Origin of the sequence: Vibrio sp. Vb1166, from assembly GCF_033338695.1 — a bacterium.
In the GTDB taxonomy this organism is placed as follows: domain Bacteria; phylum Pseudomonadota; class Gammaproteobacteria; order Enterobacterales; family Vibrionaceae; genus Vibrio; species Vibrio alginolyticus.
Genome location: NZ_JAWOTE010000029.1, coordinates 1 through 26,933, shown reverse-complemented (window position 1 = coordinate 26,933; position 26,933 = coordinate 1). Strand labels below are relative to the sequence as shown.

The following is a 26,933-nucleotide window of genomic DNA, read 5'->3' as shown; positions in this document are numbered from 1 at the left end:
GACGCAAATGGCAGGCTCTAATCAGAGCTAAGTTTGCATTTACATAAATATCAGGTACGACAATGGACACGTTAATCAAACCCTCAATACTCGCATTAACCATCGCCAGTGCACTTAGTGCTAACGCTAACGCAGAAATTATCATCTCTCAGTATGTAGAAGGTGGTTCATACAACAAAGCAGTAGAGATCGCGAACACAGGCGATGCAGCGGTAACGCTAACTGGTTACGAGCTAGCGAAATCATCAAACGGTGGTGGTACTTGGGGTAGCACATTCGACCTTAGCCAAGTGACGCTACAAGCTAACCAAGTGTATGTACTGGCGCATGGTGACGCGAGCGATACCATCAAAGCTGTCTCGGATATCACAGATAAAAGCGTTGCGAACTTTAACGGTGACGACCCGATCGCACTGCTGAAAGATGGTGAAGTGCACGACATCATCGGTGTGATGGGTGACGTAGATTTTGGTAAAGACACCACATTAGTTCGTAACAGTGATGCACTAACCCCTTCTGCTACTTATGATGCATCTCAGTGGACGGCATTTGAGAAAGACAACATTGACGGCCTTGGTGAGCTAAATGCGACTGAGCCACCAGCACCATTCGCTTGTGAAGTCGACGGTCAGCAACCTAACTTCACTACCATCCAAGATATTCAAGGTGAAGGCGATACGTCTCCATTCATTGATGGTTACCCATACATTACTGACGAAGATCATTTCGTAACGGGTGTCGTGACTGCTGTTACCACTGGCCTAACCAAAGGTTTCTACCTACAAGCATTAGAAAGCGACAACAACGACAAGACCTCAGAAGGCTTGTTCATTCATACTGACGCGGCAGACACGGCGCTGAAAGCTGGTGATGTTGTTTGTGTGAAAGGTAAAGTTCAAGAGTATTACAGCAATACTCAGCTTGCTTCTGATGCTAACAGCTATGTGAAAACAGGCACCTCTGAAACCCCTCGAGTTACCGATCTTGTTATCAAAGAAGGTGAGACACTACGTGATGCGCTTGAGCGTCATGAAGGGATGCAAGTTGAGTTAACCTCGGCAAGTGACTTGTTTGTAACTCGAAACTTCTCTTACGACTACGATTCACGTCGTAACAATATGATGCTCTCTCATGAAGCGCCATTGTTAAAGCCGACTCAATTACACGCGGCAGAGAGCGATGCAGCCGTTGAGCTAGCAAAAGACAACGCAGCGAACCGCGTATACCTAGAATCAGATGACAAAGCACCAAACGGCCAAATCCCATACTACCCAGATTTTGCTAAAGATGCAGATCAAGATGGCTCTTCAGAGCAGCACATTCGCCTTGGTTCGCGAGTAGAGGGTCTGCAGGGCGTGGTGGCTTACAGCTACAACGAATACCGCCTGATTGCGACCAATGAAGTCGATAACACCAACTTCGTGACTTCAGGTGAAGGCTTCGACGTGGCTCGTAAAGATGCCCCAGCGATTGCGGACTCAGATTTGCGTATTGCAAGCTTCAACGTACTGAACTACTTCAACTCCGTGGCTGACAGTGGTCATGAAAACCCAACCGGACAAAACCGTGGTGCGACTAATCTAGACGAATTCCTGATCCAGCAAGCGAAAATCGTTGCGGCGATGAACAAGATGGACGCTGACATCATTGGTTTGATGGAAGTGGAAAACAACGGCTTTGGTGATGGCAGTGCTATCCAAAACTTAGTTGATGCCCTAAATGCTGAGATTGATGACGCTGAAGATTATTACACGTATGTCGAAATCGAAGAGCAAGACAAATACCAAGAAGAATACTTTGGCAGTGATGCGATCATGGTGGCGATTTTATATCGTGCTAACGCAGTAACGCCAAAAGACGCTGCAAAAGTGATCATCACGCCAGAGCAGCACATTGCAGAAAACACAATTACTCGTAAAGAGGGCACAGAAAGTAACCCTGCTTACGATAAGTACCAACGCCACAGTCTACTTCAGACCTTTACGGTGAAAGAGACGGGTAAAGATTTGTCTATTGTCGTAAACCACTTTAAGTCGAAAGGCTCTGAGTGTATTGAAGAGTGGATTGCTGGTGTAGAAGATTCTGAGCCAGCGGATCTGCAAGGCAACTGTAACAACTTCCGCGTTTCTGCTGCGCACGCAGTGGGTGAAGCGTTGAAAGAGGTGAAAGGCGATGTATTGCTCATGGGCGATCTCAATGCTTATGGCATGGAAGACCCACTTCTGACACTGACTGATTACTCAAGAGAGAAATACGGCCGTGACATTTATACTGCTGCTTACACAACCATTGGTGATGGTGAACTTCAAGTAGAGAAGACCAAAATTGAAAAAGGTTACGGTCTGCACAACTTAAACACGTTGCTGCACGGCGCTAATACGTTTTCTTACACCTATTCGGGCGAGCTGGGTAATTTGGACCACGCATTGGCAAGCAGCAGCCTAGCGCAAAAAGTGGTAGCAATTGAAGATTGGCACATCAACTCACTAGAGAGTAACTTGTTCGAATACAGCAGCAAGTACACAGGTGATATGCCGAAGTACAAAGATGCGTTCTCTGCCTCTGACCACGATCCAGTGATCATCGCGATTGATTTACCAGATACAGATATCGATCTACCAAGCTCAGGTGAAAACCTAGCAGTGGAAGTTCGTCTACCACCAAACGCAGTTGTCGGTGATATCGTGACGGTAAGCCTAACGGAAGCAACTCAAGCGGCGTCGTCAACGTCTGATACTGATGGTTACGAAGCGAGTGCAACTCTGACACAAACAGACATTGATGCTCGTAGCGTGAGTGTGGAATTCGACAAAGCACCAACGGAAGGTCAGTACGTTCTAGAAGAGAAAGTGACAGATTCTACCGGTAACACGGTTAAGTTCAGTGATTCTCGCGATGTTACGCTAGAGCCGTCGAGCACTAACCCATCAGACGATGATGATGATGGTGGTTCATTTGGCTTTGGCGCGCTATTTGCGCTGCTAGGTCTCGGCTTATTCCGCCGTCGCCGCTAAGCGAATTTACTTCCTGACAAACAGTTCCTAAATAGCTGTAAAGACCAAAGGCCAGCCTATGCTGGCCTTTTTATTCAGCAAAAACTTGCCTTTCTTGCTTGGTATAGCAAAATACCGCCCTTGATTGTCACGAACGTGGCGATTCACTACGTAAGCATTGCCAAAACGGATTGGAGCAACCGACCCTTTATGTTGTTGATCATCGATAACTACGACTCTTTTACCTACAACCTTTACCAATACTTCTGCGAGCTTGGTGCAGACGTAAAGGTGGTGCGTAACGATGAAATCGATATCCAAGGCATTGAGGCGATCAACCCAACTCATTTGGTGATCTCGCCAGGGCCATGTACGCCGAACGAAGCAGGTATTTCACTGAAAGCGATAGAACACTTCGCTGGTAAGCTTCCAATATTGGGTGTTTGCCTTGGCCATCAAGCGATAGCGCAAGTGTTTGGAGGCGAAGTGGTACGTGCACGACAAGTGATGCACGGTAAGACCTCACCGATTCGTCATAACGGTCGTAGTGTGTTTAAAAATCTGAATAACCCACTCACGGTAACTCGTTATCACTCTCTTGTGGTGAAAAACGGTACTTTACCCGACGTGTTTGAACTGACTGCATGGACAGAACTGCCTGACGGAAGCATGGATGAAATAATGGGTTACCAACATAAAACCTTGCCAATTGATGCGGTGCAGTTCCACCCAGAATCAATCAAAACTGAGCAAGGTCACGAGTTGCTTGCGAACTTTTTAGCGCGCAAAGCGATCTGATCGCGATCACTTTTCTTAACAAATCATTCATCTTTTTGCTGAGGTGAGCGGATTGCAAAACTATGCGGTTCTCTCGAGTCTCTTTGTCTATTCATGTCTTTTTAAACCTTCTATCCCCTGTATTACATAACATTTATAAAAAATCACTTCTCTATTTTACTTTCTTGATGCATAAATAGTCATAAGCAGTGATTAATGGAAGTTGCTTTCGAGAACGAAAAGAATAAATCACTATTGAAATGGTTAATTAAATGTAAATACAATGCCGCAATAGCTTAAATGCAAAACATTATTTGCTGGCAAAGAGAGCCGGTTAAATTCGCTTATCTGCTACGCATGCGGTATCAAGAAGGAATGTGCAATGACAACGGAAATTAAAGTAGAGCGCGGTTTATTCGATGAGGTAATGGTACCTTGCTATAACCCGATGGAAATGATCCCTGTTAAAGGTGAAGGTTCACGTGTTTGGGATCAGGAAGGTAATGAATACATCGACTTTGCTGGTGGTATTGCAGTGAGCTGTCTTGGCCATTGTCATCCAGTAATGGTAAACGCGCTAACAGAGCAAGCTAACAAGCTTTGGCACTTAAGTAACGTTATGACGAACGAACCAGCCCTTCGTCTGGCGAAAAAGCTAACAGAAGTGAGTTTTGCTGAGCGAGTGTTCTTTGCTAACTCTGGCGCAGAAGCAAACGAAGCCGCTTTGAAGCTGGCACGTCGTTATGCAGCAGACGTTCATGGCACTGAGAAATCTGAAATCATTGCATTCAAACAAGGTTTCCACGGTCGTACATTCTTTACCGTAACGGTTGGTGGCCAAGCGGCATACTCTGACGGCTTCGGTCCTAAGCCAGGCGACGTGACACACCTTCCTTACAACGATATCGAAGCTTTACAAGCACACATGTCTGATCGTACTTGTGCGGTCATGATGGAGCCACTACAAGGTGAAGGCGGCATCGTGCCACCAACGCCTGAGTTCGCTCAAGCGGTTCGCGAGCTGTGTGACAAACACAACGCCTTACTGATCTTCGATGAGGTGCAAACTGGTAATGGCCGTACAGGTAACTTCTACGCTTACCAAGGTTTAGGTATCACGCCAGATATTCTAAGTACTGCGAAATCACTTGGTGGCGGTTTCCCGATCGGTGCAATGCTAACGACAGCAAAATTGGCAGAGCACATGAAAGTGGGCACTCACGGTTCTACATATGGCGGTAACCCACTAGCGTGTGCGGTTGCAGAAGCGGTTGTAAATGAAGTTACTAAGCCAGAGGTGTTGGCTGGTGTGCTAGAACGCGAAGCAATGTTCCGTGAAGGTCTAGAGAAGATCAACGCGAAGTACAACATCTTCTCAGAAGTGCGCGGTCAAGGCCTATTACTTGGCGCTGCACTAAATGAAGAATGGCAAGGCCGTGCGCGTGACGTGCTGGTTGCTGCAGGTAAACAAGGTCTCATGGTATTGGTTGCGGGTGCCAATGTCGTACGTTTCACACCATCACTCGTTATCACACAACAAGAAATTGAAGAAGGCTTGGCGAAACTGGATAAAGCGATCGCGACTTTAGTTTAAGCGCGATATCAGTTTAAACGTCAACGCAGACACCCCCGTCAAGGATCTCTGATGGGGGAATTGTTCCTACAATATAGTTAGGATCTTCTTGCATCTGGAGGGAGTATTGATGCTAGTAGTTCGCCCTATCGCGATGTCGGATTACGACGCACTGCACACTTGTGCGGTGGAGTCTGGTCACGGATTTACATCTCTACCGGTTAACGAAGAACTGTTAACCAATCGAATCAAACATTCAGAGTACAGCTTTGGTAAGCCAGATGTGGCAGAACCAGGCGATGAAGGCTACCTGATGGTTGGCTTTGACTCTGAAACGGGTGAGGTTGCGGGTACCACCGGAATCGAAGCATCTATCGGCTGGGATGTCCCATTTTACTCATATCACATTAGTAAAGTTGTGCACTCGTCGCCAAAGCTTGGCGTTAACAACGTCGTTAAACTGCTTACTTTTGGTAATAACTACACGGGTAACAGCGAAATTTGTACCTTGTTCTTGCGTGAGAAATTCCGCCAAGGTCTGAATGGTCGTCTAATGTCGAAGTGTCGTTTCCTAATGATGGCAGAGCACCCAGAGCGCTTCTCTGAAACGATCTTTGCGGAGATGCGTGGCGTTTCAGACGACGAGGGTAATTCACCATTCTGGCAATGGCTTCAAGAGCATTTCTTCTCTATCGATTTCACGCTTGCAGATTACCTGACAGGTATCGGCAAGAAAGGCTTTATCGCCGACTTGATGCCGAAACTGCCTATTTACATCAATCTGCTCAGCCCAGAAGCGCAAGCCGTGATTGGTCAAGTACATGACAACACGCGTCCAGCGCTGAAGCTGCTTGAGCGTGAAGGTTTTACCAACCGAGGCTACGTCGACATCTTCGACGGTGGCCCAACGGTTGAGTGTGATCTGCGTAATATTGAGTCGGTACGTCATTCATTCCGTGCGCAAGTCAAAATCTCTGAACATTCCAGCACACAAGACTTCTTGATGTGTAATTCATCTTTCGAGAACTTCCGTGCGACAGTCACTAAAGCGGCGTATGACGCAGAAACACAAAGCGTGATGATTGCACCAGACGTTGCGGATGCACTTTCGGTTGAAGAAGGGGATTTCGTTCGCCTTCTTCCGCAGTAACAGACGACAGAATTTAAGGATAGAAACAATGACACATTGGATTGCAGGTGAATGGGTACAAGGTCAGGGTGAAGCATTTACGTCTCTGTCGCCGTACAACCAAGAAGTGATCTGGCAAGGCAAAGGTGCAACGGCAGAGCAGGTGAACCAGGCGGTATCTGCAGCGCGTGAAGCGTTTATTGACTGGAAAAAGCGTCCATTTTCAGAGCGTGAGGCAATCGTGTTGGCTTTTGCGGAGAAAGTAAAAGAGAACAGCGAAAAAATCGCCGAAGTGATTGCCAAAGAAACCGGTAAGCCGATTTGGGAAACGCGCACTGAAGCAGCAGCCATGGCAGGTAAAATTGCCATTTCGATTCGCGCTTATCATGACCGCACTGGTGAGGCGAGCCGTGAAGCAGCAGGCAACCAAATCGTATTGCGCCACCGCCCATTGGGCGTGATGGCGGTGTTTGGTCCTTACAACTTCCCAGGCCACCTACCAAATGGTCACATTGTGCCAGCGCTACTGGCTGGTAACACGGTAGTCTTCAAACCGTCTGAGCAAACGCCATGGACGGGTGAATTGGCGATGAAGCTATGGGAAGAAGCCGGTTTGCCGAAAGGCGTGATTAACCTTGTTCAAGGCGCTAAAGAAACTGGTATCGCCCTAGCTGACGCAAAAGGCATTGATGGCGTACTGTTTACGGGTAGCGCGAATACGGGGCATGTATTACACCGTCAATTTGCGGGTCAACCAGGCAAGATGCTCGCACTAGAAATGGGGGGTAATAACCCGATGGTGATCTCTGATAAATATGGTGATTTGGATGCCACGGTTTACACCATCATCCAGTCAGCGTTTATCAGTGCTGGGCAGCGTTGTACGTGTGCTCGTCGTTTGTATGTGCCATTGGGTGAAAAAGGCGATGCGCTTATCACCAAGCTCGTTGAAGCGACACGCAATATTCGCGTAGACCAACCATTTGCAGAACCTGCGCCATTTATGGGACCGCAAATTTCGGTCGTGGCAGCCAAGTTTATTCTTGATGCACAAGCTAATCTACAGTCTCTTGGCGGTGAAAGCTTGATTGAAGCGAAAGCAGGAGAGGCGGCGTTTGTTTCTCCTGGTATCATTGATGTAACGAACATTGCTGAGTTACCAGATGAAGAATACTTCGGCCCACTTCTGCAAGTGGTGCGCTACGAAGGATTAGACAAAGCCGTAGCGCTAGCAAACGATACGCGCTTTGGTTTATCTGCTGGCTTGGTTTCAACCGACGACCAAGAGTGGGAATACTTCGTGGACCACATTCGTGCCGGCATCGTGAACCGCAACCGCCAGTTAACGGGTGCAAGTGGTGATGCACCATTTGGTGGTCCGGGGGCGTCGGGTAACTTGCGTCCAAGCGCTTACTACGCAGCAGATTACTGTGCGTACCCAATGGCATCAATGGAAGGTCAAGAAACTGTCTTGCCTGCAACATTGAGTCCAGGTGTAGCGCTATAAGATTTAATAATAGAGTCGCAACTATGCATTGCGGCTCACCTTGCCGGCGCATCATTTAGGTATGGGTTGTAGTGATCGTTGGCAGAACACGAAAAGTGAGCAAAGACTCGGAAAAGCGTGTTGACTGACTGGCATTTACCGTCACAGGTTGATGGTTGCTCGTTCATTATTCTGGACAACTTTTGTTGTGAACGAGCAGCCAACTTCCGCTTACCTTTAAACTCTACATCTCGTAACAAGGAGTCGTTATGACGCCCGATGTGTTATTTGAATCGCTATGGCAAGATTACATTCAACGTCTTTGCCCTTCGGCGGCTAAAGTGCATCAGCTGCTTCAAGAAGATGAGCCTCTGATTAATGATCATATAGCTTTACGTACCTTCAATATCGCGCCTCTTGGTATTGAAACTCTAGCTAAGCCATTTGTAGCTATTGGTTACAAGGCGTGTGGTGATTACGTTTTCGAAAGCAAAAAGCTGGTTGCTAAGCACTATGAGCACCCAGATCCGAAGCAACCTAAAGTCTTTATTAGTGAGCTAAAAGTTGAAGAGTGCTCGTCTGAGCTACAAGAGATTGTGAAAAATTTGGTGGCACAAGTCGATGCTGACAAGCTGAACGATAGCGCATTCTTACATGGTGGACGCTTGTGGGATTTAAGCTTTGCTGATTACCAAACGTTGGCTAAAGAAAGTGAGTACGCATCTTGGCTTGCGGCGCATGGTTACGGAGCAAACCACTTCACGGTGAGCGTTAACCAGCTCAATGAATATGAAGAAGTGAAGCAGGTAAACGATCATCTGCGTACCGCTGGGTTTACCATTAATGAAAATGGTGGTGAAGTGAAGGGCACTCCTGAGGTGTTGCTAGAGCAGTCATCGACCATGGCAGATAAAGTAGCGGTTCGTTTTAGCGAAGGCACTGAAATTATCCCTGGCGGGTTTTATGAATTTGCTAAGCGCTATCCGATGGAAAATGGTGATTTGTACCCAGGTTTCGTGGCCGCTTCAGCTGACAAAATCTTTGAAAGTACGAATGGCTAAGTTTTAGGGTTAACCTGTTAAGCTTACTCATTAGTGTTCGCTGCACCCTATCTCATTTGGTCATGAGCAAATAAAAAGCCACCAATGTTGCCATTGGTGGCTTTTATAATTTTGTTCGTGTCACTCTAGTTTGAGATTAACGAGTACCGTAAACCACGATGGTTTTACCGTGAGCAGAGATTAGGTTCTGCTCTTCTAGCATCTTCAAGATACGACCTACTGTCTCACGAGAACAGCCAACAATTTGACCGATTTCTTGACGAGTGATCTTGATTTGCATGCCGTCTGGGTGAGTCATTGCGTCTGGTTGTTTTGCAAGGTTCAGAAGCGTCTGAGCGATACGACCAGTTACGTCTAGGAACGCCAGGTCACCCACTTTTTGGCTAGTTACTTGAAGACGACGAGCCATCTGCGCAGAAAGACGCATTAGGATGTCTGGGTTTACTTGGATAAGCTGACGGAACTTCTTGAAAGAAATTTCAGCAACTTCACAAGGAGATTTAGCACGAACCCAAGCTGTGCGCTCTTGGTCTTCCTCGAATAGACCAAGTTCACCAATAAAGTCTCCTTGGTTTAGGTAAGAAAGGATCATCTCCTTACCTTCTTCGTCTTTGATAAGAACCGCAACAGAACCTTTAACGATGTAGTACAAAGTTTCTGCCTTTTCGCCCGCGTGAATTAGCGTGCTCTTTGAAGGGTACTTATGAATATGACAGTGTGAAAGAAACCACTCTAATGTTGGGTCGGTTTGAGGTTTACCTAGAACCATAATATCTCACTTCCTCTGCAGGGTACGCTTGCGCTATCCATATTTTAGCTAAGCCTGAATTAGGCCTACTAGAATAAGAGCACTTTTTATATGCTGCAAGCTCTCTTGTGTTTCGGTAAGAAATAGTATCCTTTTTCGAAAACGATTTCTTGATTTTAATCGTGCCATGATTGAGATTTTGTAAGCAAAACTGTGCACATGATCACGGTATGAAAAGTAAACATCTTCGCAGGCAGGTTTTTAGCCAATTTTCCCTGTTTCGATGAGCTGTTGTAGGATAGGCCGAACTATGAGCTCCATTGCAAAGCTCATCTTACCGCCGGGTACGACAATCGTGTTGTGGCGTGACATGAATGAGCCATCAATCATGGCCAGCAGATATGGGAAGTCGACATTCTTGATACCGCGTAGGCGAATCACCACAAAACTCTCATCCAAACTAGGGATGCCTTTTGCATTAAGTGGGTTGGAAGTATCAACGGTCGGTACGCGCTGGAAGTTGATGTGAGTACGAGAAAACTGCGGAGTGATATAGTTGAGGTAATCGTCCATGGATCGCACGATTGAGTCCATTACCGCTTCACGCGAATGGCCGCGATCGCGAGTGTCACGTACGAATTTTTGGATCCACTCTAAGTTCACAATCGGCACCATGCCAATTAAGAAATCCACATGTTGAGCAACATTAACATCGCCATCGACCACGCCACCATGTAACCCTTCATAAAACAGCACGTCGCTGTTTTCGGGTAAGTCTTGCCACGGTGTAAACGTGCCTGGCATTTGATTGTAGGGAACCGCTTCGTCAAACGTGTGCAGATAACGGCGCACGCTGCCAGTACCGTCATGCCCGAACTTACGGAAAAACTCTTCTAATCCCGGGAAGTCATTAGCTTGTGGGCCAAAGTAGCTAATGTGTCGACCTTGCTCGCGGGCTTTGCGAATTTCGATGTCCATTTCTGGGCGAGTAAAGCGATGGAAGCTATCGCCTTCAACCCATGCGGGTTTAACGTTCATCATATTGAACATTTTACGGAAGGCTTCAGATGTAGTGGTCGTGCCGGCACCGGACGAACCAGTAACCGCAATAATTGGGTGTTTAGCTGACATGACAAACCTTGTCGAAAATTACTTACCTGTAATGTGCAGTAGAGTTACTACTGCACGGTCGATATCCCACTATAGCACGTAACAATACCTTGTCATCGAGTGGGATACGGTAAAATGTGAAGGGTCTAAAATTTTGTTTTATGCTGAATATCGACGGTTTCGTGTAGCTCAGAGAACACGATAACCGCTTCACCTTTTTCCAATTGAGCTTTAACTTGATCAATTTTGTCTTGCAAAGAAACCTCGACGGTTCCGTAATCCGTTCCTTCGCGTAAGACGAATTCACGAATTAAGTTTTCCAATGTTTCCGGCGCAATGTCTTGCCATGGAATGATCATAAATACCTCTAACTTTTATGATGAGCGGCTAGTTTACTGCGTTCGTTGCTTGGATACAGCAGAAAGGTAATCTGCGGCGATACTTTCGTAATACGCGGGCAGCGCTTCCTCCAACCAAAACTTAGGTTTTAACGCCGTTCCTGTCAGGAAACCAACATGGCCACCGTGTTCAAAGAGACGGTAATCAATGTTATCTGGCAGAACAAATTTCGGGATCACATCGTCGGTCATGAATGGATCGTCTTTGGCGTGAATGATCAGTGTCGGTAGCGTGATCTGTTGTAATTTACTTAAGCCAGAACATTGATCGTAATAATCTTGTGCGTCTTTAAAACCGTGCAGTGGTGCCGTGATCAAATCATCGAATTCATACAGCCGTGTGACACGTTTTATTGAGTTGTAGGACAGCGCAAGCTCACCATGCAGTAGATGATGCTTTTGTAACGCGTTACGTTTCAGTGAAGAAAGCAGGTAACGGCGATACACTTTTGAAAAGCCTTGTTCTATACGGTTCGCACACGCCGCTAGGTCTAAAGGCGCTGAGATAATAGTCGCTGCATTCAAAATAGGGTGGTCTTTATATTGGGCTAAATAATTCGCCAACATGTTACCGCCAAGAGAAATACCAACTGCAACTTTGGGATTATCAGGAAAACGTTGTTCAAGGTGCTCTAGGAAGTAACGAGCATCCGTCACTTCACCCGAGTGGTAAGCTCGTGCTTTTTTGTTTGGTTTACCGCTGCAGCCACGAAAATGCATCATCACCGACAGCCATCCAGATTGAGCAAATGCATTCATTAACCCATTGGCATAAGGGCTATAGAAGCACCCCTCTAACCCATGAAATAAAACAAAAATCGGCTTTTTTTGTGCAGGCTCTTGGGTTGGGTCCTCGCTCCACGCGAGATCGAGAAAGTCGCCATCGGATGTATCGAGGGTTTGCCAAATCGGCGTAAATAACGCTTTTTTGCGAATAAAACGCGGCAAAAGCGTTTGGAGATGCGGGTTTTTGATCCCGGCGGCTGCGAAAAATTGTGTCATACCTAACTGCTCTTATGCGGTCCTTCGGTGTCCGTTGAAGAACTTATTAATATAATCCTTTATAAAGATTATAGGTATTCTACAGATTTATGGGCGTTTTGGTGGTTGAATGTTTGGCACCGGAATAGCAAAGGCTTGCTGCAAATGCTCCCCACCGAGTTGACGACAGTATCTCAACGTCAGTGGGTCACCATCATTTTTGAGTAGTGCAAGTGAGTTAATGCAGTCCACCAAATCCGCTTGTTGCTGCTTTTCTAGTTGCAGCTCAAACTGCAAGGTCTCACGATACAAAGCGTCATTGACTTGAGACTTAAGGTGGCGACGAAGGTCGCGAAAGGAGTGAAGTAAAGTTTCGCTTCTACCTAGACAGTCTTGCACCAAGGGCCAGTCTTTTTCTTGGAAAATGAGTTGCTGCTCATCGAGCCATCTGAGCAGCAGGAGTAGGTTCACGTTACCGTGATAATTGTTCTGTAATGATAAACACGCCTCTTTCACTTCTCGCACACCATAAAATTGCAGACTAAACTGCCAAAGGTGTTCTAGGGTGAGTGTGTATTCAGCGTGTTGATTACTCATTGATTAAACTCTAGCTCCATCTGCTCCAATGTTTCTTGAGCAGACATCCATTCCATTTCAATTTCTTCGAGCTCAGCCTTACTAGAAGCTTGAAGTGCCAGCACTTGGTTAAGTTTAGCTTTATTTTCGGCCGCATACAGTGAGTTGTCCGCCAATTGTTCTTCAGCTTCGGCCAGTGCAGCACCTAACTTATCCATTTTATTTTCTAGTTGTGTCAGCGTTTTGCGAATTGGCGCTGTCTGTTTTCGAAACTCTGCATCGCGACGTTTTTGCTCTTTCTTCGCAGCTGCGCTGTTGGCCGTATCTTTGCTTGGCTGCGCAGCCTGCGCTTCTTTGCGTTCCGCTCTTTGTTGTTCGGTTAACCATTTATAATAGTCATTTAAATCACCGTCGAACGGAGCAACTTGTCTATCATGCACTAAATACAAGTCATCGGTCGTAGCGCGCAGTAAATAGCGGTCGTGCGAAACAATCACCATCGCACCTTCGAATGTTTGCAGTGCCATCGTCAATGCCTGACGCATGTCCAAGTCTAAGTGGTTGGTCGGTTCATCAAGTAGCAACAGGTTTGGCTTTTGCCACACAATTAAAGCCAATACCAAACGGGCTTTTTCGCCACCAGAAAACGGCGCAACTTTTTCTAGTGCTTTGTCACCTTGGAAGCCAAAGCTACCTAGGTAATCACGTAGCTGCTGTTCGGTTTGATCGGGTGCGATTTGCATCATGTGTTGCAGCGGCGTTTCTTCAGGATGAAGCGTTTCTAACTGGTGCTGAGCGAAGTAACCAATTTTCACGCCTTGTGAGTAAGTTAGGTCACCACCTTGCGCGTTAAGTTCACCATAGAGCAGCTTGATTAAGGTCGATTTACCCGCACCATTACGGCCGAGTAGACCAATACGACTGCCAGGAACCAAGTTCAAGCGGATCTTCTCTAAGATGAGGTTGTCACCGTAACCTGCAGATACTTCATCCATCATCATGATTGGGTTTGGCAGCGCAGCTGGCTCACGGAATTGGAAGCTAAATGGGTTATCGAATTGAGCTGGCAGTACTTTTTCCATGCGCTCCAAAGCTTTGATACGGCTTTGGGCTTGGCGTGCTTTTGATGCTTTATAACGGAAGCGGTCGATGTAGCTTTGCATGTGCGACATCTGCTTCTGTTGCTTTTCAAACATCGCTTGTTGTAACACCATCTTTTGTGCGCGTTGGTTTTCGAATGACGAGTAGTTACCCGTGTATTCGTTCAGCTGCTGATTCTCGATGTGAATGATGCGACCAACAATTGGATCAAGGAAGTCTCGGTCGTGCGAGATCAGAATCAGCGTGCCAGGGTAGTTTTGTAGCCAACGCTCTAACCACATTACCGCGTCCAAATCCAAGTGGTTGGTTGGTTCGTCGAGTAGCAGTAGATCAGAACGACACAATAGCGCTTGAGCCAAGTTAAGACGCATACGCCAACCACCCGAGAATTGGGTCAAACTCCAACTCATTTGCTCTTGGCTGAACCCTAAACCATCGAGCAGTTCTGCCGCGCGAGCGCGAATGCTGTAACCACCAATGGTTTCAATTTTACCGTGTATCTCGGCAACTAGGGTTCCGTTGTCCTGCGTTTCTGCTTCTGCTAACTGCTTTTCGAGAGCGCGGTATTCGCGATCACCATCAATGACGTATTCCAGTGCAGTGCGCTCTAGCGCAGGCGTTTCCTGTGCGACCCAGGCCAACTCCCAGTGTTGAGGCTGGCTAAATGAGCCAGCATCAATTGACAGTTCATCTTTCAGTAGGGCAAACAGCGTTGATTTACCGCAGCCGTTTTTGCCCACAAGACCGACTTTATCGCCAGGGTGAATAGTCGCAGAAGCTTGGTCTAAAAGAGGTTTACCGCCACGCAGTAACTGAATATCAGAGAAGGTAATCATAAAGTTTTCATTCACTTTGCGCAGTGCGCGTTGCTTGGTTACATAGCGAAGTGGTTTCAATCGTTTTTAAAGCCACTTGGGTATATATCTAGCGGTGAATAGTAGGGGTATTGGCCGGAAAAGTCGATTGATTCGCTTTAATTGCATTATGCTGTACAAAAAAGTATAACAATTTGATAACGGATAAAAATAACCACAAGGACGACCATTTGGCTGTTGCACCGTCTATTCTCCCAAAAGTTCTGGTCATTTATGCTCATCCAGAGCCACATAACTCGATTGCCAATCAAGTGATGATAAAAAAAGCTCAGTCGCTTGATCACGTCACTGTGCACGATCTTTACGGTGTTTATCCTGATTTCTTTATTGATGTGAATTACGAACATGAGTTGTTACTCGCTCACGATGTGATTGTATTTCACCACCCACTTTATATGTATTCATGTCCAGCCCTGTTAAAAGAGTGGCTAGACCGAGTGTTAGGTAAAGGCTTTGCGTTTGGCGGAGGTGCGGCGCTAGAAGGAAAATACTGGCGCAGTGTCATTACAACAGGTGGTAAAGAAGAAGCCTTCAGTGCGAAGGGGTACAACAAATACCCACTTGAGCAAATCTTGCAACCGTTTGAACTGACGGCAGCTCTATGCCAAATGCACTGGATTGAACCTCTGGTGTTGTATTGGTCAAGAAATGTTTCGGATATTGAACGCTACGAACATGCCGAGTTATACCGTGGATGGCTGAGTAACCCACTTGAAAACTGGCAAGCGGCAGATCGAGGAGGTCAGTATGGCGATCACCAGTGAGTTTCTTCAAAGCAGTGTGGTCTTTCTTTCGGCTGCGGTTATTGCGGTGCCGATTGCTCAGCGCCTTGGGCTTGGCTCGGTTTTAGGTTATTTACTCGCTGGTGTGTTGATTGGCCCATGGGGGCTTGGCTTAATTAGCGACGTTGATGCCATTTTGCATTTTGCCGAGCTTGGGGTTGTGTTGTTACTGTTTTTGATAGGGCTGGAATTAAACCCTAAAAAATTGTGGCAGATGCGAGGGCCGATTTTAGGTTTAGGCGGTGCGCAGGTTGTGGTCACGACCGCCGTGATTGGTAGTGTCGTCAGTATGTTTGGCGTAAGCATGCAAGTGAGTTTGGTGATCGGGATGGGGTTGGCGCTGTCCTCGACGGCGATTGCGCTTAAAGTCATTGAAGAGCAAGGGCTTAATGGTACCGAAACGGGGCAATCTGGTTTTGCGGTGCTGCTCTTTCAAGATATTGCAGTGATCCCGATGCTGGCGATGTTGCCCTTGCTAGCAGGCGGGCATAGTGGTGGAAGTTGGTTGGATGTCTTCACTATTTTAGGCAGTGTGGTAGCACTGTTGATTGGTGGTCACTTTTTACTACGTCCGCTATTTCGTTTTGTCGTGATGAGCGGCGTTCGTGAGCTCTTTACCGTTGCTGCACTTTTAGTCGTGCTTGGCATTTCGGTCGTGATGCAAAAGCTCGGCCTTTCGATGGCATTGGGGACTTTTTTAGCAGGCGTTTTGCTTGCAGAGAGTGAGTATCGCCATGAGCTGGAAATCGCTATCGAGCCATTTAAAGGTCTGTTGTTGGGGTTATTCTTTATTGCGGTGGGCATGGCGGTAAACTTGGGGTTATTGGCATTACACCCTTTAGAGATTCTCGGTGCGGTGGTGGCTTTGGTCGTGGTTAAGGGTTTGGTTTTGTATGCATTGGCGAGAGCTGCCCGTGTCGGAGCCAAAGCGAGAAGCCGTATGGCTGCAATTTTGAGCCAAGGCGGTGAGTTTGCCTTTGTCATATTTACCGCGGCGAGCCAAGAGGGCATTTTGCCCAAAGAGCAAGTGGCGTTTCTGTTGGTGGTGGTCAGTCTATCCATGGTGACGACTCCTCTTTTGCTGATGGGACAAAAGAAGTGGTTTGCTCATACCCTGAATCAAGAAGAAGAGGGCATGACCACGAAAGTCGTGGATCGCCGACCACGCGTTATCATTGCAGGCTTTGGACGTTTCGGTCAGATCGTCGGACGTTTAATGTATGCCAATAAAATCAAAGTGACAGTATTAGAAAGTGATGCCAGCCAAATCCACCTATTACGTAAGTATGGTTACAAAGTGTTTTATGGCGATGCTACACAAATTGACCTATTGAGGGCTGCTGGCGCTGATAAAGCGGAAGCATTGATTATTTGTACTGATTCACCTGATGAGGTGATGGCCATCGTGGACATTTGTCGCGTGCACTTCCCGAAACTTAAGTTGTTAGCCCGAGCAAGAAGCCGTGTCGAGGCTTACCAGTTAATGAGTCATGGTGTAGAGAATTACTCTCGTGAAACATTTTTAGGGGCGCTAGATCTCGGTCGCCAAGCGCTCGTAGAACTGGGTATGCATCCTTATCAAGCAAAGCGGGCAGAAGCACATTTTCGCAAGTTAGATAATGCTATGCTTAAAGACTTATTGCCTCAACACAATGAAGATAAGAAATTAGCTCAAAGAGCGAAAGAGGCCCGCAAAGAGCTAGAAGAAATATTTGGTCGTGAAATGGAGAGCGACCATCAGTCACCTAATCATTGGAAGTAGTACTTGAGCCAAGACTCAAGCTAAGGAAATAGCGTGAAAATCAAGAAACGTTTTATTGCCGGCGCTAGCTGCCCAAATTGCAGCCAGCAAGATACCCTGCGCTGGTGGATTGAAAATAACATCGAATTAGTTGAGTGTGTCGAGTGTGAGTTTACAGAGCAGCGTAAACCACAATCTGTAGAGAAAAATAAACACTCAGATCAGGAAATGATCGGAATTTTTAAGCCGGAGTAATTGAACTTCGATAATTGATCCCCATAATACACCCAGATATCTCAGTACTTAACCCCATTCAGGTTAAGTCAATTAATCTCCCTGGAGTTAGTATGAAAATTGAAAAGAACGTTGTTGCAAGCCTTGCATACAAAGTAATGATGGAAGACGGTGTCGTTGTTGATCAATCAACAGCAGAAGCACCTCTAGATTACCTTCACGGTCACAACAACCTAATCACAGGTCTTGAAAAAGAACTTGAAGGTAAAGTGGCTGGCGACAAGTTCTCAGTAACGGTAGCTCCTGAAGAAGCTTACGGTGAGCACAACGATGCGCTAGTACAGCGCGTTCCTGCGGACGTGTTCCAAGGCGTTGAGCAAATCGAAGTGGGCATGCGCTTCCTAGCTGACACTGACCAAGGTCCAATCCCTGTTGAAGTAACAGAAGTTGACGGCAACGAAGTGGTCGTTGACGGTAACCATATGTTAGCTGGTCAAACACTAACTTTCGAAGTAGAAGTTATGTCTACACGTGAAGCAACAGCAGAAGAGATCGAACACGGTCACATCCATCAAGGTGGTGGCTGTTGTGGTGGTCACGATCATGACCACGATCACGAAGAAGAAGGCGGCTGCTGTGGCGGTGGTAGCTGTGGTTCTCACTAATCATAAGCTCCTTCACTAGATAATCTTTATCTAGCAAAGCTTTGAAAAGCGCAAGTTGAGTTTTCAACTTGCGCTTTTTGTTTATCTAAGGTGTAGTGCCAACCATACAAGGAATAACAGTTGGACAAAGCGATGACGAAACCTTTCTCGATTGCCATTCATGGCGGTGCAGGCACCATCTTGCGTGAACAGATGAGCGATGAGCTGCAACAATCCATCTTGGCGGATTTAGAAGCTGCGGTAAAAGCGGGACATCAAATTCTAGACACGGGCGGTGAAGCCTTAGATGCCGTCGTAGCGGCAGTGAAAGTATTGGAAGACTCTCCTAACTTTAATGCGGGTAAAGGCTCAGTGCTGACCAACAACGAAATGGTTGAAATGGACGCTTCTGTGATGGATGGGCGAAACCTTGCAGCAGGCGCGGTCGCTGGGGTTCGTCATATCAGAAACCCAATTGAGCTCGCTCGTGACGTGATGCGAAACAGCAATCATGTGCTGTTGGTGGGTGAGGGCGCAGAGAAGTTTGCTTTTGAGCAAGGCCATGAGTATACCGAGCAAGATTACTTCTTTACTGATCGCCGTTATGAGCAGTTGCTGTCTATGCGTGAGAAAGGACTGTTTGCTTTGTCGGAATCTCGTTACCCAGATGACCGTAAGCACGGTACGGTTGGTGCGGTAGCGTTAGATCAACAAGGCAACTTAGCCGCTGCCACCAGTACGGGTGGCGTGACGAATAAGAAATACAACCGAGTCGGAGATTCGGCTCTTATTGGTTGTGGTACGGTGGCCGAAAATGGCGTCGTGGCAGTTTCCACTACGGGTGTCGGCGAGTTCTTTATTCGTAAACGTGTTGCGGAAGACGTTGCAGCACGTATGCGTTACTTACAAGAAGATATTCATACGGCTTGTGAACACATTATCCAAGGTGATCTCAAACAGATGGGCGGAGAGGGCGGTTTGATTGCCATTGATGCTAAAGGTGAGATGCACTTTGCGATGAACAGTTCTGGCATGTACCGAGCAGGCATTAATACGCAAGGCGAGCTGAGCGTTAAAATCTACGCCGACGAATAGCTTCCTCTTGAGTACCTTCTTAAGTAATTAATACAACAAAGCCCAGAACATGTTCTGGGCTTTATGCTATTTGAGCCTGCATTTTAATAATGCGGTGGTGGGGTTTCTTCTGACGGATCGGCTAAATTCGACGAGTCCATATTTTTTACTTTACCTACCACATATTTCATCTGATCGAGCATCTTGGTAATTTGCAGTTGTTGCTGCGATAAAGCTCCGTTCAGATCTTCAATAGTCTGTTCTTGGAACGCAAGCTGACATTCTAAGTCATTAATGCGTGCTTCCAATTGCTGAATGATTTTTTCTGTCATGATCCGTTCTCTAACTGCCAAGCTTGGGCAATACCTGCTGAAGTAGCAGTAATTACGCGTTGTTTTGAATCAAAGGCTGCATCATACACGACCGCACGGGGAGGGCGAGTGTCTTTTTTGGGCTCCACTTCAAATCCACTCATTCGTTTTCCGGTTTGAGTATCCCATATCGACACACGGCCAGAAGGGCTTCCTGTGACTAGTTGAGTCCCGTCGTCAGAAAATCGTGCGGTAGAGAAAATTAATTGGCGTGACCAACTGCTCAACTGTGTGACTTCTTGTCCAGTTTTTAAATTCCAAACAATCGCTTGGTTTCCGCCATCAGATGTCATTGCTAATTTTCCATCTCTTTGCAGGGCCACGCGAACAATTCGTTGTTCATGTTCGAAGGTTCGTAGTACTTGTCCGGTTTCGGTATCCCACAGATACGCTTTATAGTCATTACCTCCGGTTAGGGCGAAGCGCCCATTAGGAGAAATGGCCACGGAATTGACTTTTTCACGATGCGCAAGGAACTCCATGCGACGCCCGGTGACTAAGTTGACATAAATTGCTTTACCGTTGGATAACCCAAGCAGAACTTGTTCACCATTACTGGTGATATCAACGTCGCGAATGAGCGCATCAGAAATAGACCAAAGGCCTTCGGATTGCGTCCAGCCTAGGTCCCAAACTGCGAAGTTCATTTGGCTTGCTGTAATTGCGTAGCGACCATTGTCAGATATGCGGATATGGGAAACCACATTGGCATCGGCATCGAGTTCACCCAGGTTGGCTAGTTGTTCATTTTGCTCTAGGTCCCACAACATCAAATGACGTTGTTGAGAATAGAGCAGAGCAAACCGTCCATCTCTGCTAAGTGCGAAGCTCGTCGCACCTTGAGGTTCTATCGGCCAACGCTGCACTTCACGCTCGGCGAAAAAGCAACCATTTAACGTGGTGATGACAATTAAATATAGGAATAAATGAAAAATTCTTTGCATCACATCTAATAATCCGGTTTGTGTCTTAAGACATATAGCTAGTATATTGGTATAACGATTGTCTTCACTAGTCTCATAGAAGATTTGTGCACAACAACCAATGGCAGAGCCATTATTGGGAGAATTTAATGAAATCAGTTTTAAAAGTGTCGCTACTTGCTGCAACAGTTATGCTAGCGGTAGGTTGTCAGAAAGAAGAAACTAAAACAGAAACCGCACCTCAAGCAGAACAAGTTCAAGCAGAAACCGGTAAAGCGGTTCACTTTAAAACCGACGACGACAAAGCGGCATACGCAATCGGTGTTTCATTTGCTAACTACCTAAGCACAAGCATCGACAAGCCAAGCGAAATCGGCATTAATCTTAACAAAGATTTGGTACTAAAAGGTATCGAAGACGTCTTCAAAGGCAATGCTGAATTGAATGAAGAAGAAACACGTGCAGCACTAGAATCTCTAGACAAGCGTGTTGCAGAAAAGATGCAAGCACAAGCGGCTGAGAAAGCAGCTGAAGCGAAAAAAGCTGGCGATGATTTCCGTGCTGAGTTTGAGAAGCAAGAAGGCGTAGTGAAGACAGATACAGGTCTTCTATACCAAGTAATGACACCAGCTGAAGGTGAGAAGCCAAAAGACACTGATACGGTTCAAGTACACTACAAAGGTACTCTGATCGACGGTACTCAGTTCGACAGCTCATACGATCGTGGTGAACCTGCAACGTTCCCACTTAACCGTGTAATCCCAGGTTGGACAGAGGGTGTTCAGCTAATGCCTGTGGGTTCTAAATTCAAATTCGTTATCCCGCCAGAGCTAGCATACGGTGACCAAGACACACCAAGCATTCCTGCTAACTCAACGCTAGTATTTGAAGTTGAGCTGCTAAAAGTTGAGAACGACAACGCAGAGCAATAACAATAAGCTGCGATAAGTTATTGAAAAAGGTCCGTTTAACGGGCCTTTTTTGTTCTAGGTCACTAGTTGGTGAGTTTGCTAGGTTGCTTTTCAAATTTTCTGATAAACTTACACCAATTTGTTGATTTTTCGCTCGAAGGCTTATGACAACTACAGAAACAATAAACGCGGAGATGTTGCTCGAAATGGAATCCGTTAACGTGATGCCGTTTACCGAGCACGACAAAATCATTTTAAGATCTTATGAGGCGGTCGTGGATGGTATCGCCAGCCTGATAGGTCCATTTTGTGAAATCGTTCTTCACTCTCTAGAAGACTTAAATACCTCTGCAATTAAAATCGCTAACGGTGAAAATACGGGGCGCCAAGTCGGCTCACCAATCACTGATTTAGCGCTTAAGATGCTAAAAGACATCGAAGGCTCGGAGCGCAACTTCTCACGTTCGTACTTTACCCGTGCAAAAGGTGGCGTGTTGATGAAGTCGATTACTGTCGCCATTCGTAATGGCGAAAATCGCGTGATTGGTTTGTTGTGTATCAACGTCAACTTGGATGCGCCTTTCTCGCAAGTTCTTCAGTCTTTCATGCCGACGCAAGAAGCGAAAGAAGCGGCTTCCTCGGTCAACTTTGCTAGTGACGTAGAAGAGCTGGTGGACCAAACTGTTGAACGCACCATCGAAGAGATCAATGCGGATAAATCCGTGTCTAACAACACCAAAAATCGCCAGATCGTGATGGAGTTGTACGACAAAGGTATCTTCGATATTAAAGATGCCATCAACCGTGTTGCGGATCGCCTTAATATTTCAAAACACACCGTTTACTTGTACATTCGTCAACGTAAAACCGAGGATGATGAAAGGTGAGTAAACTGACTTACACGTTAGTGGTGAATGGTCCCGTTTATGGCAGCCAGTCAGCGCGCAGTGCTTATCAGTTCGCCAAAGCGTTGATAGAGCAAGGCCATCAGCTAGTGAGCGTCTTCTTTTATCAAGATGGTGTGACTAATGGTACTGCTTTGAGTGTGCCAGCCAACGATGAATTTGATCTCAATAAGGCGTGGCAGTCTTTGGCTAAAGAGCATGGTGTTCGCCTAGAAACTTGTGTCGCGGCCGCTTTGCGTCGCGGGATTGTAAGTGAAGAAGAAGCGAATCAACATGGTTTGGTTCAGAACAATCTAGCCGATGGTTTTGAACAAGCAGGCTTAGGTAGCCTAGCTGAAGCGATGTTAACCCAAGACAGAGTAGTACAGTTTTGAGTCAGTTAACTTATCTATTTCGTAGTGCGCCACATGGCAGTGCAGCTGGTCGTGAAGGTGTGGATGCACTGTTAGCCGCGTCGGCTTACTGTGAAGATATCAGCGTCATTTTCATGGGTGACGGGGTATACCAGCTTCTACTCGGACAAGACCCCAACAATATTTTGAGTAAAGATTACGCGCCGATGTTAAAGCTTTTCGATTTATACGACATCGAACAAGTCTTTGTGTGTTCAGAGTCGTTAACCCAGCGAGGTTTGGCGCAAGCGGATTTAGTCATTGAAGCCCAAGCGTTAAGCTCAGAACAGCTCAAAGATAAGGTACAACACGCTGGCAAGCTACTGTCTTTTTGAGGAAGTTATGTTACACATCATAAAAACAGTCTCTGCTCTAGAAGACGCCATGCCTTTATGCAGTGAACAGGATGACATCTTACTTATAGAAGATGCAGTGTACGCTGCTAACTCGCAACATAAAGCATTTTCCCATCTAAAAAACCGCAGCGTATTTGTATTAGAGAGCGATGCGCAAGCTCGCGGTATTGCAAATCGTATCAGTCCATCGCTGACGATTGTGAATTACTCAGGCTTCGTTGAACTAACAGCAAAACAGGATAAATCCCTAACTTGGGATTGAACAAGATTTGCTGTCGACAAAGCTTTACGGATGAATTGTTCTAATTGAACAAAAAAGATCCGTATATTTCTTGACACACCTCTCACTGCTGCATAGAATTTTGCGTCCCTAACTGCATTGGCAGTTGGGGATAGATTTTTCACAAAGCTTACTTTCAAGTAAATCAGGAGCTAGTTAATGGCAACTATTAACCAGTTGGTACGTAAGCCACGTGCAAAGCAAGTTGTTAAAAGCAACGTGCCTGCACTAGAAGCGTGCCCACAAAAACGTGGTGTATGTACTCGTGTTTACACTACTACACCTAAAAAACCTAACTCAGCACTTCGTAAAGTTTGTCGTGTACGTCTGACAAACGGCTTCGAAGTTACATCGTACATCGGCGGTGAAGGTCACAACCTTCAAGAGCACTCAGTTGTTCTAATCCGTGGTGGTCGTGTTAAAGACCTTCCAGGTGTGCGTTACCACACTGTTCGCGGCGCACTAGACTGTGCTGGCGTAAATGACCGTAAACAAGGTCGTTCTAAGTACGGTGTGAAGCGTCCTAAGTCTTAATGGATTCCGTTAAGTAAGGCCAAACACTAAATTATTTTTAATTTTTTGAAAAAACTGAAAAGTTTTGGATAAAACCTGAAGAAGACAACGGAGATAAATCCATGCCACGTCGTCGCGTCATTGGTCAGCGTAAGATCCTTCCAGATCCAAAATTCAAATCTGAATTGCTGGCAAAATTCGTTAACATCCTAATGGTTGACGGTAAAAAATCTACTGCAGAGAAAATCGTTTACACTGCACTAGATGCTATGGCTGAAAAGTCTGGTAAAGACCACTTAGCTATTTTTGAAGAAGCTCTTGAAAACGTTCGCCCAGCGGTAGAGGTTAAATCTCGCCGTGTTGGTGGTTCAACTTACCAAGTACCTGTAGAAGTACGTCCGGTTCGCCGTAACGCACTTGCTATGCGTTGGTTGGTTGAAGCTGCGCGCAAGCGTGGTGAAAAATCTATGGCTCAACGCCTAGCTGCTGAAATGCTAGACGCGTCTGAGAACAAAGGTACTGCGGTTAAGAAACGTGAAGACGTTCACCGCATGGCTGACGCAAACAAAGCGTTCGCTCATTACCGTTGGTAATACCTTCTGTGCTGCGAGGTTCTCTCGCAGCACTTTTCTATACTCTAAGGTACACCTTAGTAAGAGGATACAATCGTGGCTCGTAAAACTCCTATTGAGCTATACCGTAATATCGGTATCTGTGCTCACGTAGATGCAGGAAAAACAACCACAACTGAGCGTATTCTGTTCTACACTGGCCTTTCTCACAAAATCGGCGAAGTTCACGATGGTGCAGCAACCATGGACTGGATGGAGCAGGAGCAGGAGCGTGGTATCACTATCACATCCGCTGCGACTACTACATTCTGGCGTGGTATGGAAGCACAGTTCCCTGAGCATCGCGTAAACATCATTGATACCCCTGGACACGTTGACTTTACTATCGAAGTAGAGCGTTCTCTTCGTGTACTTGATGGTGCTGTGGTTGTGTTCTGTGGCTCATCTGGTGTTGAACCTCAGTCTGAAACTGTATGGCGTCAAGCAGACAAATACCACGTTCCACGTTTGGTATTTGTAAACAAGATGGACCGTGCGGGCGCAGACTTCCTACGCGTTGTGAACCAAATTAAGAATCGTCTTGGTGCGACTCCTGTTCCGATCCAGCTGAACGTTGGTGCGGAAGATGAGTTCAGAGGTGTCATCGACCTTATCAAGATGAAAATGATCAACTGGAATGATGCCGATCAAGGCACTTCGTTTACTTACGAAGACATCCCAGCTGACATGATTGAACTTGCTGAAGAGTGGCGCAACCACATGGTTGAATCCGCTGCTGAAGCTAGCGAAGAGCTGATGGACAAGTACCTTGAAGAAGGTGAATTGACTGAAGCTGAGCTCAAACAAGCTCTACGTACTCGCACACTAAATAACGAAATCGTACTGGCTACTTGTGGTAGTGCGTTTAAGAACAAAGGTGTTCAAGCGGTACTGGATGCAGTAGTTGAGTTCTTGCCATCGCCTGTTGACGTACCTGCAATTAAAGGTGTCGACGAAAGAGAAAATGAAGTTGAGCGTCATGCTGACGACAACGAACCTTTCTCAGCGCTAGCGTTTAAGATTGCGACTGACCCATTCGTGGGCACGCTAACTTTCATGCGTGTTTACTCCGGTGTTGTAAACTCGGGTGACGCTGTTTACAACTCAGTAAAAGAGAAGAAAGAGCGTTTCGGTCGTATCGTTCAGATGCATGCGAATAAGCGTGAAGAAGTGAAAGAAGTTCGCGCTGGTGATATTGCAGCTGCTATCGGTCTGAAAGACGTAACAACAGGTGACACACTGTGTGATCAGAACCACAAAGTGATTCTAGAACGCATGGAGTTCCCTGAACCAGTTATTCAGATTGCTGTAGAGCCTCGTTCTAAGGCAGACCAAGAGAAAATGGCTATCGCGCTAGGTAAACTAGCCGCGGAAGATCCATCATTCCGCGTGGAAACGGACGACGAATCAGGTCAGACTCTGATCTCAGGTATGGGTGAACTTCACCTAGACATTATCGTTGATCGTATGAAGCGTGAATTCAGCGTTGATTGTAACGTTGGTAAACCTCAGGTTGCTTACCGTGAAACCATTCGTGGTAAAGCGGAAGTTGAAGGTAAGTTTGTTCGTCAATCAGGTGGTCGTGGTCAATACGGTCATGTTTGGGTCAAACTTGAGCCTTCTGAGCCTGGTGAAGGTTTCGTATTCGTAGACGAAATCGTGGGCGGTGTGATTCCTAAGGAATACATCAGCTCGGTATCGAAAGGTATCGAAGAGCAAATGAATAGTGGTGTTCTAGCGGGTTACCCTGTACTAGATATTAAAGCTACACTATTTGATGGTTCTTACCACGATGTAGACTCAAGCGAGATGGCGTTTAAGATCGCTGGCTCGATGGCATTCAAGAAAGGTGCACTAGAAGCACAACCTGTGATTCTAGAACCTATGATGAATGTCGAAGTAACCACTCCGGAAGACTGGATGGGTGACGTTGTTGGTGACCTAAACCGTCGTCGCGGTATCATTGAAGGCATGGACGAAGGTGTGGCTGGTCTTAAGATCATCCGTGCTCAAGTACCACTATCCGAAATGTTCGGTTACGCAACTGATCTACGTTCTGCAACTCAAGGCCGTGCGTCTTACTCTATGGAGTTTCACGAGTACGCTGAAGTGCCGAAAAACTTCGCAGATAAAATTATTGCAGAGCGTGGTTACTAATTGACGATTGAACTGCAAAAAGTTTACGACTTTTTGCGAGATCAGGGCGTCCAAATATTGCGCTAACGGGCGTTGGCGCATAAAATAACAATTTCTGGCGCGTCGTCGATCAATAATGATCACGACGAATCATAACTAGGAAGGAACACGATCGTGTCTAAAGAAAAATTTGAACGTACGAAACCGCACGTTAACGTTGGTACTATCGGCCACGTTGACCACGGTAAAACA

Annotated in this window: 27 protein-coding genes; 19 read left to right on the top strand and 8 right to left on the bottom strand. The window is 46.3% G+C overall.

Annotated elements, in window-relative coordinates; translation table 11 throughout:
- Nucleotides 1-62: 62 nt before the first annotated feature.
- The 6 genes from R7E51_RS20680 (at nt 63) to R7E51_RS20655 (ending at nt 9,019) form a co-directional block, all read left to right on the top strand.
- Nucleotides 63-3,014: an ExeM/NucH family extracellular endonuclease gene (locus R7E51_RS20680; protein ID WP_206958494.1), complete on the top strand. Its 2,952-nt coding sequence runs from the start codon at nt 63-65 to the stop codon at nt 3,012-3,014.
- 189 nt (nt 3,015-3,203) lie between these two features.
- Nucleotides 3,204-3,791: an aminodeoxychorismate/anthranilate synthase component II gene (locus R7E51_RS20675; RefSeq protein ID WP_033907164.1), complete on the top strand. Its 588-nt coding sequence runs from the start codon at nt 3,204-3,206 to the stop codon at nt 3,789-3,791.
- Between the two features lie 361 nt (nt 3,792-4,152).
- A complete protein-coding gene (locus R7E51_RS20670; protein WP_005381420.1) occupies nt 4,153-5,364 on the top strand; it encodes an aspartate aminotransferase family protein in 1,212 nt (403 codons plus the stop codon).
- A 109-nt stretch (nt 5,365-5,473) separates the two neighbouring features.
- On the top strand, nt 5,474-6,493 hold the full coding sequence (gene astA, locus R7E51_RS20665; RefSeq protein WP_005381422.1) for an arginine N-succinyltransferase: 1,020 nt from the start codon (nt 5,474-5,476) through the stop codon (nt 6,491-6,493).
- 28 nt (nt 6,494-6,521) lie between these two features.
- On the top strand, nt 6,522-7,979 hold the full coding sequence (gene astD / locus R7E51_RS20660; RefSeq protein ID WP_017821745.1) for a succinylglutamate-semialdehyde dehydrogenase: 1,458 nt from the start codon (nt 6,522-6,524) through the stop codon (nt 7,977-7,979).
- 248 nt (nt 7,980-8,227) lie between these two features.
- Complete coding sequence (locus R7E51_RS20655) at nt 8,228-9,019, top strand: DUF1338 domain-containing protein (protein WP_005381426.1); 792 nt, start codon at nt 8,228-8,230, stop codon at nt 9,017-9,019.
- Between the two features lie 136 nt (nt 9,020-9,155).
- Here R7E51_RS20655 and crp read toward each other — a convergent pair whose 3' ends face one another.
- From crp to R7E51_RS20625, 6 genes are all read right to left on the bottom strand, one after another.
- Entirely contained in the window at nt 9,156-9,788 is a 633-nt protein-coding gene (gene crp / locus R7E51_RS20650; RefSeq protein WP_005381432.1) for a cAMP-activated global transcriptional regulator CRP, read from the bottom strand.
- Nucleotides 9,789-10,028: 240 nt separating this feature from the next.
- Nucleotides 10,029-10,898, bottom strand: coding sequence for a phosphoribulokinase (locus R7E51_RS20645; RefSeq protein ID WP_005381434.1), 870 nt, complete (start codon nt 10,896-10,898; stop codon nt 10,029-10,031).
- 125 nt (nt 10,899-11,023) lie between these two features.
- Nucleotides 11,024-11,236, bottom strand: coding sequence for a YheU family protein (locus tag R7E51_RS20640; protein ID WP_005382815.1), 213 nt, complete (start codon nt 11,234-11,236; stop codon nt 11,024-11,026).
- 33 nt (nt 11,237-11,269) lie between these two features.
- Complete coding sequence (locus R7E51_RS20635; protein ID WP_033907159.1) at nt 11,270-12,277, bottom strand: hydrolase; 1,008 nt, start codon at nt 12,275-12,277, stop codon at nt 11,270-11,272.
- 87 nt (nt 12,278-12,364) lie between these two features.
- Nucleotides 12,365-12,853, bottom strand: coding sequence for a TIGR02444 family protein (locus R7E51_RS20630; protein ID WP_033907158.1), 489 nt, complete (start codon nt 12,851-12,853; stop codon nt 12,365-12,367).
- Complete coding sequence (locus tag R7E51_RS20625) at nt 12,850-14,769, bottom strand: ABC transporter ATP-binding protein (RefSeq protein ID WP_206958492.1); 1,920 nt, start codon at nt 14,767-14,769, stop codon at nt 12,850-12,852. Before R7E51_RS20625 ends, R7E51_RS20630 begins: the two co-directional genes overlap by 4 nt.
- 209 nt (nt 14,770-14,978) lie before the next feature.
- Here R7E51_RS20625 and kefG point away from each other — a divergent pair, with 209 nt between their 5' ends.
- The 5 genes from kefG (at nt 14,979) to R7E51_RS20600 (ending at nt 19,304) form a co-directional block, all read left to right on the top strand.
- Nucleotides 14,979-15,572, top strand: coding sequence for a glutathione-regulated potassium-efflux system ancillary protein KefG (kefG, locus tag R7E51_RS20620; RefSeq protein WP_005381444.1), 594 nt, complete (start codon nt 14,979-14,981; stop codon nt 15,570-15,572).
- Entirely contained in the window at nt 15,556-17,352 is a 1,797-nt protein-coding gene (gene kefB / locus R7E51_RS20615) for a glutathione-regulated potassium-efflux system protein KefB (protein WP_149192258.1), read from the top strand. The genes kefG and kefB overlap by 17 nt, the downstream gene beginning before the upstream one ends.
- Before the next feature lie 33 nt (nt 17,353-17,385).
- On the top strand, nt 17,386-17,586 hold the full coding sequence (locus R7E51_RS20610) for a YheV family putative zinc ribbon protein (RefSeq protein WP_005381449.1): 201 nt from the start codon (nt 17,386-17,388) through the stop codon (nt 17,584-17,586).
- A gap of 92 nt (nt 17,587-17,678) precedes the next feature.
- On the top strand, nt 17,679-18,230 hold the full coding sequence (gene slyD / locus R7E51_RS20605; protein WP_005381451.1) for a peptidylprolyl isomerase: 552 nt from the start codon (nt 17,679-17,681) through the stop codon (nt 18,228-18,230).
- A gap of 132 nt (nt 18,231-18,362) precedes the next feature.
- Nucleotides 18,363-19,304: an isoaspartyl peptidase/L-asparaginase family protein gene (locus R7E51_RS20600; RefSeq protein WP_031812779.1), complete on the top strand. Its 942-nt coding sequence runs from the start codon at nt 18,363-18,365 to the stop codon at nt 19,302-19,304.
- An 83-nt stretch (nt 19,305-19,387) separates the two neighbouring features.
- Here R7E51_RS20600 and R7E51_RS20595 read toward each other — a convergent pair whose 3' ends face one another.
- Nucleotides 19,388-19,615, bottom strand: a complete 228-nt coding sequence (locus R7E51_RS20595; protein WP_005381455.1) for a SlyX family protein — start codon at nt 19,613-19,615, stop codon at nt 19,388-19,390.
- Nucleotides 19,612-20,598, bottom strand: coding sequence for a WD40 repeat domain-containing protein (locus R7E51_RS20590; protein ID WP_017633742.1), 987 nt, complete (start codon nt 20,596-20,598; stop codon nt 19,612-19,614). Before R7E51_RS20590 ends, R7E51_RS20595 begins: the two co-directional genes overlap by 4 nt.
- A gap of 128 nt (nt 20,599-20,726) precedes the next feature.
- On the opposite strand from R7E51_RS20590, the gene fkpA reads away from it, so the two are divergent.
- From fkpA to fusA, 8 genes are all read left to right on the top strand, one after another.
- Nucleotides 20,727-21,509, top strand: coding sequence for an FKBP-type peptidyl-prolyl cis-trans isomerase (fkpA, locus tag R7E51_RS20585; RefSeq protein WP_017821751.1), 783 nt, complete (start codon nt 20,727-20,729; stop codon nt 21,507-21,509).
- A 143-nt stretch (nt 21,510-21,652) separates the two neighbouring features.
- A complete protein-coding gene (locus tag R7E51_RS20580; protein ID WP_005382804.1) occupies nt 21,653-22,375 on the top strand; it encodes a helix-turn-helix transcriptional regulator in 723 nt (240 codons plus the stop codon).
- Nucleotides 22,372-22,767 carry a sulfurtransferase complex subunit TusD gene (gene tusD / locus R7E51_RS20575; protein WP_017633744.1) on the top strand — a complete coding sequence of 132 codons (396 nt, stop codon included), beginning with the start codon at nt 22,372-22,374 and terminating at the stop codon, nt 22,765-22,767. Before R7E51_RS20580 ends, tusD begins: the two co-directional genes overlap by 4 nt.
- Nucleotides 22,764-23,120 (top strand): sulfurtransferase complex subunit TusC, encoded by a 357-nt coding sequence (gene tusC / locus R7E51_RS20570; protein WP_206958490.1) that lies wholly within the window; start codon nt 22,764-22,766, stop codon nt 23,118-23,120. Before tusD ends, tusC begins: the two co-directional genes overlap by 4 nt.
- 7 nt (nt 23,121-23,127) lie before the next feature.
- Nucleotides 23,128-23,403 carry a sulfurtransferase complex subunit TusB gene (gene tusB, locus R7E51_RS20565; RefSeq protein WP_005382799.1) on the top strand — a complete coding sequence of 92 codons (276 nt, stop codon included), beginning with the start codon at nt 23,128-23,130 and terminating at the stop codon, nt 23,401-23,403.
- Between the two features lie 177 nt (nt 23,404-23,580).
- Nucleotides 23,581-23,955 (top strand): 30S ribosomal protein S12, encoded by a 375-nt coding sequence (rpsL, locus tag R7E51_RS20560; protein ID WP_004399892.1) that lies wholly within the window; start codon nt 23,581-23,583, stop codon nt 23,953-23,955.
- 101 nt (nt 23,956-24,056) lie between these two features.
- Entirely contained in the window at nt 24,057-24,527 is a 471-nt protein-coding gene (gene rpsG / locus R7E51_RS20555; protein WP_005382796.1) for a 30S ribosomal protein S7, read from the top strand.
- 75 nt (nt 24,528-24,602) lie between these two features.
- Nucleotides 24,603-26,702 (top strand): elongation factor G, encoded by a 2,100-nt coding sequence (fusA, locus tag R7E51_RS20550; RefSeq protein WP_005382794.1) that lies wholly within the window; start codon nt 24,603-24,605, stop codon nt 26,700-26,702.
- The last annotated feature ends 231 nt before the right edge of the window (nt 26,703-26,933 follow it).

Excerpts from the sequence above, each read along its gene's own strand:
- R7E51_RS20680 (WP_206958494.1), top strand. The coding sequence starts at position 63 with ATGGACACGTTAATCAAACCCTCAATACTCGCATTAACCATCGCCAGT.
- R7E51_RS20600 (WP_031812779.1), top strand. The coding sequence starts at position 18,363 with ATGACGAAACCTTTCTCGATTGCCATTCATGGCGGTGCAGGCACCATC.
- R7E51_RS20670 (WP_005381420.1), top strand. The coding sequence starts at position 4,153 with ATGACAACGGAAATTAAAGTAGAGCGCGGTTTATTCGATGAGGTAATG.
- kefB (WP_149192258.1), top strand. The coding sequence starts at position 15,556 with ATGGCGATCACCAGTGAGTTTCTTCAAAGCAGTGTGGTCTTTCTTTCG.
- R7E51_RS20640 (WP_005382815.1), bottom strand. The coding sequence starts at position 11,236 with ATGATCATTCCATGGCAAGACATTGCGCCGGAAACATTGGAAAACTTA.
- R7E51_RS20645 (WP_005381434.1), bottom strand. The coding sequence starts at position 10,898 with ATGTCAGCTAAACACCCAATTATTGCGGTTACTGGTTCGTCCGGTGCC.
- R7E51_RS20595 (WP_005381455.1), bottom strand. The coding sequence starts at position 19,615 with ATGACAGAAAAAATCATTCAGCAATTGGAAGCACGCATTAATGACTTA.
- R7E51_RS20675 (WP_033907164.1), top strand. The coding sequence starts at position 3,204 with ATGTTGTTGATCATCGATAACTACGACTCTTTTACCTACAACCTTTAC.
- fkpA (WP_017821751.1), top strand. The coding sequence starts at position 20,727 with ATGAAATCAGTTTTAAAAGTGTCGCTACTTGCTGCAACAGTTATGCTA.
- slyD (WP_005381451.1), top strand. The coding sequence starts at position 17,679 with ATGAAAATTGAAAAGAACGTTGTTGCAAGCCTTGCATACAAAGTAATG.
- astD (WP_017821745.1), top strand. The coding sequence starts at position 6,522 with ATGACACATTGGATTGCAGGTGAATGGGTACAAGGTCAGGGTGAAGCA.
- R7E51_RS20630 (WP_033907158.1), bottom strand. The coding sequence starts at position 12,853 with ATGAGTAATCAACACGCTGAATACACACTCACCCTAGAACACCTTTGG.
- astA (WP_005381422.1), top strand. The coding sequence starts at position 5,474 with ATGCTAGTAGTTCGCCCTATCGCGATGTCGGATTACGACGCACTGCAC.
- R7E51_RS20625 (WP_206958492.1), bottom strand. The coding sequence starts at position 14,769 with ATGATTACCTTCTCTGATATTCAGTTACTGCGTGGCGGTAAACCTCTT.
- rpsG (WP_005382796.1), top strand. The coding sequence starts at position 24,057 with ATGCCACGTCGTCGCGTCATTGGTCAGCGTAAGATCCTTCCAGATCCA.
- R7E51_RS20590 (WP_017633742.1), bottom strand. The coding sequence starts at position 20,598 with ATGCAAAGAATTTTTCATTTATTCCTATATTTAATTGTCATCACCACG.
- R7E51_RS20635 (WP_033907159.1), bottom strand. The coding sequence starts at position 12,277 with ATGACACAATTTTTCGCAGCCGCCGGGATCAAAAACCCGCATCTCCAA.
- rpsL (WP_004399892.1), top strand. The coding sequence starts at position 23,581 with ATGGCAACTATTAACCAGTTGGTACGTAAGCCACGTGCAAAGCAAGTT.
- R7E51_RS20655 (WP_005381426.1), top strand. The coding sequence starts at position 8,228 with ATGACGCCCGATGTGTTATTTGAATCGCTATGGCAAGATTACATTCAA.
- crp (WP_005381432.1), bottom strand. The coding sequence starts at position 9,788 with ATGGTTCTAGGTAAACCTCAAACCGACCCAACATTAGAGTGGTTTCTT.
- R7E51_RS20580 (WP_005382804.1), top strand. The coding sequence starts at position 21,653 with ATGACAACTACAGAAACAATAAACGCGGAGATGTTGCTCGAAATGGAA.
- tusB (WP_005382799.1), top strand. The coding sequence starts at position 23,128 with ATGTTACACATCATAAAAACAGTCTCTGCTCTAGAAGACGCCATGCCT.